This is a genomic window from Mesorhizobium sp. NPDC059054 (genome assembly GCF_042739215.1).
Classification (GTDB): domain Bacteria; phylum Pseudomonadota; class Alphaproteobacteria; order Rhizobiales; family Rhizobiaceae; genus Mesorhizobium.
In genome coordinates this window covers 1-10,566 of record NZ_JBHYHV010000015.1, presented here as the reverse complement: position 1 = coordinate 10,566, position 10,566 = coordinate 1, and the positions used below count along the sequence as shown (strand labels likewise).

The following is a 10,566-nucleotide window of genomic DNA, read 5'->3' as shown; positions in this document are numbered from 1 at the left end:
CCCCTCTCTTGCGATTTCTAGCACTTAGCCTGCGCCGCCCTAACGGGCGTGCTCGTCTAAGATGCTGAAATCGCTTTCTCCCCCGCAAGGGGGGAGATAGAGATGCCGGCGCTTCTGGCGCCAAATTTTCAACTTCCGGAATGGATTCCCGACACTCTCCGCTTCCGCTGGCCGCTTCGAAGTCGATGATGACTTCATTTGGCGCTGCGCCCCTCACGTCGCCTCCCCTATCACTCCGCCAGCCCCGCCATCGCCAGCGCCTCGCCGAGGCAGTGCGCCAGTTCCGGGGCGCAGTTCACGGCGGCGAACTGGCGGCTGTAGCGGAAGGTGGGGTGGAGTTCACGCACGCGGGCGGCGGCGCTTCTTGCTTCGTCCAGCCGGCCGAGCTTGGCCAAGGCGGCGGTGAGCTGGACATAGGTGATGGAGTGGGCCGGGTTGGCCTGCACGGACCTGTAGGCGGCAGCTGCGGCCTCCTCGTAGCGGCCGCGCAGCAGGTGGCTCATCGCCTGCGCGTCGAAGGCGGCGAAGGCCCAGGGATCGAAGGGGCTGAGCCGCATGCCGCGCTCGCTCCATTCGATGGCGCGCTCCGCCTCGCCGCCCCAGCCGAGCAGCACGCTGCCCAGAATGTAGGTCAGCGCCGAGGACGGGCTGATGGCGAGCGCGGCTTCCAGCGCGGTGAAGGCGGCCTTGCGGTCGTGCCCGTCCATGCCGATGGAAAAGCCGGCCAGCGTCAGCGCGGCGGCATCGTCCTGCCCGTGCAGGATCGCCGCACGCGCGTGACGGATGGAAGCGGCGCGGCTCGCTTCGGTGAGGCCGGCGCGCAGGAACAGGCAATGGTGGCACATGGCGGCGTTGCCGTGCGCCAGCGCATAATCCGGCTCGAGGTCGATGGCGCGCTCCAGAAGCACCAGCGCCCGGGTGACCTGATCCGGCATGCCGGAATCGACATCGCGCTGCGCCCGCAGCACCAGATCATAGGCGTCGAGGCTGTCGGGCCGCTTGCGCTTCACCCGGTCGATCTCGGCGCGCCGCAGGGAGGGCGCGATGGCGCCCACCGCCGACAGGGCGATCTCGTCCTGCAAGGCGAAGATGTCGTCGGAGCTGCGGTCGAAACGTTCGGCCCACAGATGCGCGCCGGTCGCGGCATCGATCATCTGGCCGGTCACTCGCACGCTGCCGTTGGCCCGGCGCACGCTGCCTTCCAGCACGTACTGCACGCCGAGCTCGCGGCCCACCTGCTTCACGTCCACGGCGCGGCCCTTGTAGATGAAGGTCGAATTGCGCGCGATGACGAGAAGCCAGTTGATGCGCGCCAGGCCGGTGATGATGTCGTCGACGACGCCATCGGCGAAATAGTCCTGTTCGGGATCCCCGCTGAGATTGGTGAAAGGCAGTACCGCGATCGACGGCTTGGCGGGCAAGGCGGGCACGGGCTGGGCAACCGGCCCGGCAGCCTCGACGGCGGGGCCGACATAACGGTAGCCGCGCCGCGGCAGCGTCTCGATCCATTGGGCGCCGTCCGCGGCCTCCTCCAGAACCTTGCGCAGCGCTGCGATCTGCACCGTCAGATTGCTGTCCTCGATGGCCTGGCCGGGCCATGCCGTCTCGATCAGCGCGTCCTTCGACACCGGTGCGCCTGCCTGCTCGACAAGCAGCGCCAGGAGCGCGACGGCGCGCTGGCCGAGCGGCAGCGGCTCGACGCCGCGGAACAGGATCCGGGCGCCGGTGTCGAGACGGAAAGGGCCGAACGCGAAGCGTGTTGCCATCCCGCAAAGCAGATACCGTTTTGCGGCTTTTTCGCAATCATTTCGCAACGGCTTCACGACTTGCCGGCCGGGCGGGATCATCATGCCGTCCTTGTCATCGCGAACGATGGAGGATCACGATGAGCGCCACCCCAGTCATCCGCATGCCCGACGAGACGAAAGGGGTCATGCTGCGCGGCCATCCGATGACGTTCCTCGTCACCGGCGCCGACACGAAACACACCAGCATGTTCGACTGGACGATCCCGCCCGCCTTCGCCACCGGCATGCATGTGCACCGCGTGCAGGAAGAGACCTTCTATGTGCTCGAAGGCGAATGCGTGTGGCATGTCGGCGACAGGACCGTCCACGCCACGGCCGGCACCTTCCTGTTCATCCCGCCCGGCGTGCGCCACAACATCACCAATGTCGGCGACAGGCCGGCCCGCGTGCTGATGACCGTCTCGCCGCCCGGCCACGAGCATTATTTCGAGGAACTGGCGGGGCTGGCCGCCCATGGCGCGCCGGACCCGCAAGCACTCGCCGCACTGCGCGACCGGTTCGACACGGACCAGCTTTCGACGTTGACGGGGTGAGGCGCCTCTATCTCCCCAGGGGGCTGGCGCGCAGCGCCTCTATCTCTCCCCTTGCGGGGCGCGGGCGCGACGCTTCTATCTCCCCCCTTGCGGGGGAGAAAGGATTTTCACGATCTTAGCGAGCACGCCCGCAGGGCGGCGCAGTCTAAGTCGTAGAAAATCCAAGAGAGGGGATATTCAGCCGAGACCTCTCGCAACTGTCGTCGCTCGCAGACAGAATTCCAGCTTCGAGGCAGGCTGCCTCGAAGCCGAACTGATCAGCGTTGTGCGGGCATATCCCCTCTCTTGCGATTTCCAGCACTTAGCCTGCGCCGCCCTGCGGGCGTGCTCGTCTAAGATGCTGAAATCGCTTTCTCCCCCGCAAGGGGGGAGATAAGGGCGCCCCCTCACCCACCAAGACCACCCTTCGCCGCGATCTCGCCTTCGATCAGGTTGAGGAAGCGCGAGGCAATGGGCGAGAGCGCGTTGTCGCGCAGGGTGATGATGCTGAGATCCGGCACGAAGATCGGGTTGGCCATGTCGAGGATGGCGATGCGGGTGGCGAGCGCCGGAGAGGCCAGCAGGTGCACGACGTCCTCGGCCAGCGGGGCGATGGCGTCGGTGCGCGAGATCGCGGCGAGCGTCAGGAGCACCGAGGCGGTATAGGTCACGCTTTCGGGAAAGCGCGTGCCCTCATCGACGAAGCCGCGTGCCAGGGCCGACCAGATCGGCGTGCCGACCGGCTGCACCACCCAGTCGTGGCGCGCCAGGTCGGCCAGGCGCAGCCGGCCGCGCCCGGCCAGCGGGTGGCCTTCGCGCACCACGAATTTCACCGCTTCGGCGCCGATCTGGCGCTCGTCGAACCGCGTGCGGTCCTCGGGCTCGGTCAGCCGGCCGAGCACGAAATCGTAGTCGCCGGCGCGCATGCGCCGCATCAGCGTCACGCTGGGCTCGACGTCAACCTGCAGCTCCATGCGCGGCGCCAGCCGCCGCAGGCCGATCGCCGCCGGCAAGGCATAGGCGACGGCGGCGGTGGTGACCGCGCCGATGCGCACCTTGCCGTGGCTGCCGTCGACCAGCTCGGTGAGGTCGCGCCGCAGCTGGTCGATCTCGTGGATCACCCGATGCGCACGCGCCGCCAGCGCCTGGCCGAGCTCGTTGAAGACGACGCCGTGGGCGTTGCGCGCGCAGATCGGCTGGCCGACGAGGCCCTCGATCTCGGCCAGCATGCGCGAGGCGGCGGGCTGCGACATGTGCAGTTCTTCGGCGGCGAGCCCGAGCCTTCCCCGGCGGCGCAGGGCATCGACGAAACGCAGCTGGTTCAGCTTCAGATACTGGAACTTCATGCGCCCTTCTATCTTACCAATTCCGGTATATGAAGATGCCTAATGATGATTTGACGGTTATGACCCGGAAAGCCTTGATAGCGGCCGGGCTCGCGGGTGGAGCGCGACCCGTCGCATTCACTCGGGAGGAACCAGTGACAAGGACCATCAGGACTATTCTGCTCGCCTCGGCGGCATCCCTCATCATCGGCGCTTCGGCCCAGGCGGCCGGCCTGACCGTCGGCTTCTCGCAGATCGGCTCGGAATCGGGCTGGCGCGCGGCGGAGACCAGCGTCACCAAGCAGCAGGCCGAAAAGCGCGGCGTCGACCTGAAATTCGCCGACGCCCAGCAGAAGCAGGAAAACCAGATCAAGGCGATCCGCGGCTTCGTCGCGCAGGGCGTCGACGCCATCTTCGTGGCGCCCGTCGTCGCGACCGGCTGGGAGGCTGTGCTGACCGAGGCCAAGGAAGCCAACATCCCGGTCTTCCTGCTCGACCGCGGCATCGACGGCCCGGAAGACCTCTACACCACCATGGTGGCATCCGATCAGGTGTTGGAAGGCAAGGTCGCCGGGCAATGGCTGGTGAAGGAGCAGGCCGGCAAGGACTGCAACGTCGTCGAGCTGCAGGGCACGACCGGCTCGTCGCCGGCCATCAACCGCAAGAAGGGCTTCGAGGAGGCGATCGCCGGCACGTCGTCGATCAAGATCGTCCGCAGCCAGACCGGCGACTTCACCCGCGCCAAGGGCAAGGAAGTGATGGAAGGCTTCCTGAAGGCGGAGAATGGCGGCAAGAACATCTGCGCGCTCTATGCCCATAATGACGACATGGCGGTCGGCGCCATCCAGGCCATCAAGGAAGCCGGGCTGAAGCCGGGCACCGACATCAAGGTCGTGTCGATCGACGCCGTGCCCGACATCTTCAAGGCGCTCGCCGCCGGCGAAGCCAACGCGACGGTGGAATTGACCCCCAACATGGCCGGCCCCGCCTTCGACGCGCTGGAGAAGCTGAAGAAGGACGGCACCGTGCCGCCGAAGACCATCATCACGGAGTCCAAGCTCTACACGCAGGCCGACGATCCGATGAAGGTCTATGAGGAGAAGAAGGGCCTCGGCTACTGACGGGGTTGGAGTCAGGGCAATCGCATGTGGTGGTGCTTCTGCGGAGCCATTCCCTTCCGCGTTCCGGAATGGATCCCCGACACTCTTCGGGAGCTTCGCTCCCTGCGAGGTCGAGGATGACGGAGCTTGGAAGAGCGCTTCGGCCAATCTCCAGCCTTGGCACCACCATCAACGCCGAAATCGAGCCGAGGCATCACAACCTGCGTCATCCTCGACCTCGCAGGGAGCGAAGCGACTGGAGAGTGTCGGGGATCCATTCCGGAACGTGGAAGAAGGCACGGCGATCCAGACCCTGCTTCATGTCGCCGCGAGTGGCGATTGCCCAGCAGTTGGGGGTGAGAGTCGGGTGGGGTGCACCAGCGCCTCGCCCACTCTCCCCTTCCGACACGATATCCATGCGCTGACTGGAGGACGGTGTGGGCGAAACCGATGCGCTTCTCAGCGCCCATGACATCTCGAAAAGCTTCTTCGGCTTCAAGGCCCTCGAACATGTCGACTTTTCCGTGCGCAGGGGCGAGATCCATGCGCTGCTCGGCGAGAACGGCGCGGGCAAGTCGACGCTGATCAAGGTGCTCACCGGCGTGCATAGGCCCGATGCCGGCACGATCGTGCTGAACGGCGAACAGGTCGACGTGCGCGACCCGCTGCATGCGCAGAAGCTGGGCGTCGGCACGGTCTATCAGGAGGTCAACCTCCTGCCCAATCTCAGCGTCGCCGAAAACCTCTATATCGGCCGGCAGCCGAAGCGTTTCGGGCTGACCCATGCCGGCGCCATGAACCGCATGGCGAAGGCCCTGCTGGCGCAATACGACATCGACGTCGACGTCAAAGCACCGCTGGCCAGCTTCTCCGTCGCCGTGCAGCAGCTCGTCGCCATCGCGCGCGCCGTCGACATGTCGGGCTCGGTGCTGATCCTCGACGAGCCGACCGCCAGCCTGGACCGGCACGAGGTGCAGCTTTTGTTCGGCGTCATGCGCAAGCTGCGCGAGCGCGGGCTCGGCATCGTCTTCATCACGCATTTCCTCGACCAGGTCTATGCCGTCGCCGACCGCATCACCGTGCTGCGCAACGGCCGCCTGGTCGGAACGCGCGACAGAGCGGCGCTGCCGCGCATGGAGCTCGTCTCGATGATGCTGGGCCGCGCGCTCGAAGCCGCGACCGAACACGGCCATCGCGCCCCGCCGGCCGCCGGCACGGCCCCTGCCATCGAATTCTCGGCCTATGGCCTGTCGCGTTCCGTCGCGCCCTTCGACCTGGCCATCGCGCCGGGCGAAGTGGTGGGCATCGCCGGCCTCTTGGGTTCGGGCCGCACCGAGACGGCGCGGCTGATGTTCGGCGTCGACCATGCCGACAGCGGCAAGGCCACCGTCGACGGCAAAACCGTTCGCATCACCTCGCCGCGCGAGGCGGTGCGGCTCGGCTTCGGCCTCTGCCCGGAAGACCGCAAGGCCGACGGCATCATCGGCGACCTCTCGGTGCGCGAGAACATCGCGCTGGCGCTGCAGGCACGGCGCGGCTGGCTGAAACGCATGTCGAGCCGCGAACAGGCGGAGCTTGCCGATCGCTTCGTCAAGGCGCTCGACATCCGCACCACCGACATCGAGAAGCCGGTGAAGCTCCTGTCGGGCGGTAACCAGCAGAAGGTGATCCTGGCGCGCTGGCTGGCGACGGAGCCGCGCCTGCTCATCCTCGACGAGCCGACCCGCGGCATCGATGTCGGGGCGCACGCCGAGATCATCCAGCTGATCAACCGGCTCTGCGCGGAAGGGCTGGCGCTGGTGGTGATCTCCTCCGAGATCGAGGAGATCATGGCCTATTCGACGCGGGTGCGGGTGCTGCGCGACCGCGAGCATATCTGCGACCTCAGCGGAGCGGAGATCAGCACCGGCACCATCATGCGCACCATAGCGGCCAGCGAAGGAGCCGGCGCATGAGCGGCCTGAAACGCGCCGCGCCGCAGCTCGCCTGCCTGGCGCTGATCCTGTTCTTCAACTGGATGGCCTTCGACGGCTTCTTCAATATCCGCCTGCAGGACGGGCGCCTGTTCGGCAGCCTCATCGACGTGCTCAACCGCGGCGCGCCGGTGGCGATCCTGGCGATCGGCATGACGATGGTGATCGCCACCAAGGGCGTCGACCTCTCCGTCGGCGCCGTCATGGCGATGGCCGGCGCGGTCGCCGCGACCATGATCATGGCCGGCCATCCGCTGCCGGTGGTGGTGCTGGCCGCACTCGGCGTCGGCCTCGCCTGCGGGCTGCTCAACGGCTTCCTGGTGGCGGTGCTGGAGCTGCAGCCGATCGTCGCCACCCTCATCCTGATGGTCGCCGGGCGCGGCATCGCACAGCTGGTCACCGAGGGCGTGATCGTCACCTTCAACGATCCCGGCCTCACCGCCTTCAGCGCCGGCACCTTCCTCGCCTTTCCGATGCCAGTCGCCATCGTCGCGGCGCTCACGGTGCTGACGGTGCTGGTGGTGCGGCGCACCGCGCTCGGCCTGCTGATCGAATCGCTCGGCGTCAACCGCAGCGCCTCGACCTATGCCGGCATCAACAGCCGCCTGCTGCTGATCCTGGTCTACGCTTTCTGCGGCTTCTGCGCGGGCGTCGCCGGCATCATCGTGACGGCCGACATCCGCGGCGCCGACGCCAACAATGCGGGGCTGTGGCTGGAACTCGACGCCATCCTGGCGGTGGTGATCGGCGGCACGTCGCTGCTCGGCGGCCGCTTCTCCATCCTGATGTCGGTGCTGGGCGCCGTCATCATCCAGGCCATGAACACCGGCATCCTCATCTCCGGCTTCCCGCCCGAATACAACCTCATCGTCAAGGCCATCGTGATCATCGTCATCCTGCTGGCGCAGTCGGCATCCGTCGGGCGCTTCTTCGTACGTACCCGCGCCCTTCCCGAGAGCAAGGCGCAGCGCACATGATGTCGTCGCGCCTCACGCCCTTCTTCGCCACGCTGGTCATCTTCGCGCTGGCCTATGCGGTGTGCGTGTTCCAGTTCCCGAACATGGCCTCCACCCGCGTGGCCGGCAATCTCTTGACCGACAACGCCTTTCTCGGCATCGCGGCGGTCGGCATGACCTTCGTCATCCTGTCCGGCGGCATCGACCTTTCGGTCGGCGCGGTGATCGCCTTCACCGGCGTGCTGATCTCGGTGCTGGTGAGCTGGTACGGCGTGCATCCGCTCGCCGCCTTCGCCATCGCCCTGGCGGTGTCGACCGCCTTCGGCGCCGCCATGGGGGCTGCGATCCACTATCTCGAAGTGCCGGCCTTCATCGTGACGCTCGCCGGCATGTTCCTGGCGCGCGGCATGGCCTTCGTGATCGCGACGGATTCGATCCCGATCAACCACGCCTTCTATTCGGCCGTGCAGAAGATGTATGTGCTGATGCCGGGCGGCGGCCGGCTGACGCTGATCGGCGGCCTGATGCTCGCGGTCTTCGCCGCCGGTATCGTGATCGCGCACTACACGCGCTTCGGCTCCTATGTCTACGCCATCGGCGGCAACCGGCAGTCTGCCGAACTGATGGGCGTGCCGGTGGCACGCACCACCATCGGCATCTATGCACTGTCGGGCTTCCTGTCGGGCCTCGCCGGCGTCGTCTTCTCGCTCTACACCTCGGCCGGCTATTCGCTGGCCACCGTCGGCGTCGAGCTCGACGCCATCGCCGCCGTGGTGATCGGCGGCACCTTGCTCACCGGCGGCGTCGGGCTGGTGGCGGGCACCTTCTTCGGCGTCGTCATCCAGGGCCTGATCCAGACCTACATCGTCTTCGACGGCACGCTGTCGAGCTGGTGGACGAAGATCGTCGTCGGCATCCTGCTCTTCGCCTTCATCGCATTGCAGCGCCTCTTGGTGCTGGCCGGCGACCGCGGCGCCGCAAACAGGAAAACAGCATGACCACCGAGACACGCACCCCGTTCCAACCGGCACCCTGGCCGCGCCGGCTGCGTTCGCAGGAATGGTATGGCGGCACCTCGCGCGACAACATCTATCATCGCGGCTGGCTGAAGAACCAGGGCTACCCGCACGACCTGTTCGACGGCAGGCCGGTCATCGGCATCCTCAACACCTGGTCGGACCTCGCCCCCTGCAACGGCCATCTGCGCGAGCTGGCGGAAAAGGTGAAGGCGGGCATCTGGGAGGCCGGCGGCTTCCCGCACGAAGTGCCGGTGTTCTCGGCCTCGGAGAACACCTATCGCCCGACGGCGATGATGTACCGCAACCTCGCCGCCATGGCGGTGGAGGAGACCATCCGCGCCCAGCCGATCGACGGGGTGGTGCTGATGGTCGGCTGCGACAAGACCACGCCGTCGCTGCTGATGGGCGCCGCCTCGGTCGACCTGCCGGCGATCACCGTCACCGGCGGCCCGATGCTGAACGGCTGGTTCCGCAACGAGCGTGTCGGCTCGGGCACGGCGCTGTGGCAGATGTCGGAGGCGATCAAGGCCGGCACGATGACAAAGGCGGAGTTCCTGGAAGCCGAGCAGGCGATGAGCCGTTCGACCGGAACCTGCAACACCATGGGCACGGCCTCGACCATGGCCTCGATGGCGGAGGCGCTCGGCATGGCGCTGTCGGGCAACGCCGCCATCCCGGCCGTCGACAGCCGCCGCCGGGTGATGGCGCAGCTGACCGGGCGGCGCATCGTGCAGATGGTGAAGGACGACCTCAAGCCTTCCGACATCCTGACCCGCGAGGCCTTCGAGAACGCCATCCGCACCAACGGCGCCATCGGCGGCTCGACCAATGCCGTGGTGCATCTGCTGGCGCTGGCCGGCCGGGTCGGCATCGACCTGACGCTGGACGACTGGGACAGGCTCGGCCGCGACGTGCCGACCATCGTCAACCTGATGCCGTCGGGCAAATATCTGATGGAGGAGTTCTTCTACGCCGGCGGGCTGCCGGTGGTGCTGAAGCGGCTGGGCGAAGCCGGCATGCTTCACAAGGATGCGCTGACGGTGTCGGGAGAGAGCGTCTGGGATGAGGTCAAGGATGTCCGCAACTGGAACGAGGACGTCATCCTGCCGACCGAAAAGGCGCTGACGGCGGCGGGCGGCATCGCCGTGCTGAAAGGCAACCTGGCGCCCAGCGGCGCGGTGCTGAAACCGTCGGCGGCATCGCCGGCGCTGATGGTCCACCGTGGCCGCGCCGTCGTCTTCGAGGACATCGACGACTACAAGAGGAAGATCAACGACCCCGACCTCGACATCGACGAGAGCTGCATCATGGTGCTGAAGAACTGCGGCCCGCGCGGTTATCCGGGCATGGCCGAGGTCGGCAATATGGGCCTGCCGCCCAAGGTGCTGAAGAAAGGCATCACCGACATGGTGCGCATTTCCGATGCGCGCATGTCGGGCACCGCCTATGGCACCGTGGTGCTGCACACCAGCCCCGAGGCTGCAGCCGGCGGCCCGCTGGCGATCGTGCGCGACGGCGATTTCATCGAGCTCGACGTGCCGAACCGCCGCCTGCATCTCGACCTGCCCGATGAGGAGATCGCGGCGCGGCTGGCGGCCTGGCAAAACCCGCCGACCCGCCCCACCGGTGGCTATGGCATGCTCTATCACGACCACGTCACCGGCGCCGACACCGGCGCCGATTTCGACTTCCTGCGCGGCTGCCGCGGCAATGCGGTGCCGAAGGATTCGCATTGAGGTCGGGGGGAGTGTCGACGCTGGTGGCGCGCGCCGTTATCTCCCCCCTTGCGGGGGAGAAAGGATTTTCACGATCTTAGACGAGCACGCCCGCAGGGCGGCGCAGGCTAAGTCGTAGAAAATCCAAGAGAGGGGAT

Annotated in this window: 8 protein-coding genes; 6 read left to right on the top strand and 2 right to left on the bottom strand. The window is 67.0% G+C overall.

All coding sequences use genetic code 11. From position 1 onward, the window contains the following. Positions 1 to 230: 230 nt before the first annotated feature. On the bottom strand, positions 231 to 1,766 hold the full coding sequence (locus ACFWXH_RS31150) for a winged helix-turn-helix domain-containing tetratricopeptide repeat protein (protein ID WP_379125298.1): 1,536 nt from the start codon (positions 1,764 to 1,766) through the stop codon (positions 231 to 233). Between the two features lie 119 nt (positions 1,767 to 1,885). On the opposite strand from ACFWXH_RS31150, the gene ACFWXH_RS31145 reads away from it, so the two are divergent. Beyond that, positions 1,886 to 2,341: a cupin domain-containing protein gene (locus tag ACFWXH_RS31145; protein ID WP_379125297.1), complete on the top strand. Its 456-nt coding sequence runs from the start codon at positions 1,886 to 1,888 to the stop codon at positions 2,339 to 2,341. Between the two features lie 386 nt (positions 2,342 to 2,727). On the opposite strand, the gene ACFWXH_RS31140 is transcribed toward ACFWXH_RS31145, so the two are convergent. Further along, positions 2,728 to 3,666, bottom strand: a complete 939-nt coding sequence (locus ACFWXH_RS31140; protein WP_379125296.1) for a LysR substrate-binding domain-containing protein — start codon at positions 3,664 to 3,666, stop codon at positions 2,728 to 2,730. Positions 3,667 to 3,812: 146 nt separating this feature from the next. On the opposite strand from ACFWXH_RS31140, the gene ytfQ reads away from it, so the two are divergent. The 5 genes from ytfQ (at position 3,813) to araD (ending at position 10,429) form a co-directional block, all read left to right on the top strand. Further along, positions 3,813 to 4,766: a galactofuranose ABC transporter, galactofuranose-binding protein YtfQ gene (gene ytfQ / locus ACFWXH_RS31135; RefSeq protein ID WP_379125299.1), complete on the top strand. Its 954-nt coding sequence runs from the start codon at positions 3,813 to 3,815 to the stop codon at positions 4,764 to 4,766. Between the two features lie 416 nt (positions 4,767 to 5,182). Further along, positions 5,183 to 6,700 carry a sugar ABC transporter ATP-binding protein gene (locus tag ACFWXH_RS31130; protein WP_379125295.1) on the top strand — a complete coding sequence of 506 codons (1,518 nt, stop codon included), beginning with the start codon at positions 5,183 to 5,185 and terminating at the stop codon, positions 6,698 to 6,700. Then, positions 6,697 to 7,695, top strand: a complete 999-nt coding sequence (locus ACFWXH_RS31125; RefSeq protein WP_379125294.1) for an ABC transporter permease — start codon at positions 6,697 to 6,699, stop codon at positions 7,693 to 7,695. Before ACFWXH_RS31130 ends, ACFWXH_RS31125 begins: the two co-directional genes overlap by 4 nt. Continuing rightward, the gene (gene yjfF / locus ACFWXH_RS31120; RefSeq protein ID WP_054312423.1) at positions 7,695 to 8,672 is read left to right on the top strand and encodes a galactofuranose ABC transporter, permease protein YjfF; all 978 of its coding nucleotides are present in this window, start codon (positions 7,695 to 7,697) and stop codon (positions 8,670 to 8,672) included. The genes ACFWXH_RS31125 and yjfF overlap by 1 nt, the downstream gene beginning before the upstream one ends. Next, on the top strand, positions 8,669 to 10,429 hold the full coding sequence (gene araD / locus ACFWXH_RS31115) for an L-arabinonate dehydratase (RefSeq protein ID WP_379125293.1): 1,761 nt from the start codon (positions 8,669 to 8,671) through the stop codon (positions 10,427 to 10,429). The genes yjfF and araD overlap by 4 nt, the downstream gene beginning before the upstream one ends. Positions 10,430 to 10,566 lie beyond the last annotated feature (137 nt).

Excerpts from the sequence above, each read along its gene's own strand:
- ACFWXH_RS31150 (WP_379125298.1), bottom strand. The coding sequence starts at position 1,766 with ATGGCAACACGCTTCGCGTTCGGCCCTTTCCGTCTCGACACCGGCGCC.
- ACFWXH_RS31145 (WP_379125297.1), top strand. The coding sequence starts at position 1,886 with ATGAGCGCCACCCCAGTCATCCGCATGCCCGACGAGACGAAAGGGGTC.
- ACFWXH_RS31140 (WP_379125296.1), bottom strand. The coding sequence starts at position 3,666 with ATGAAGTTCCAGTATCTGAAGCTGAACCAGCTGCGTTTCGTCGATGCC.
- ACFWXH_RS31125 (WP_379125294.1), top strand. The coding sequence starts at position 6,697 with ATGAGCGGCCTGAAACGCGCCGCGCCGCAGCTCGCCTGCCTGGCGCTG.
- yjfF (WP_054312423.1), top strand. The coding sequence starts at position 7,695 with ATGTCGTCGCGCCTCACGCCCTTCTTCGCCACGCTGGTCATCTTCGCG.
- araD (WP_379125293.1), top strand. The coding sequence starts at position 8,669 with ATGACCACCGAGACACGCACCCCGTTCCAACCGGCACCCTGGCCGCGC.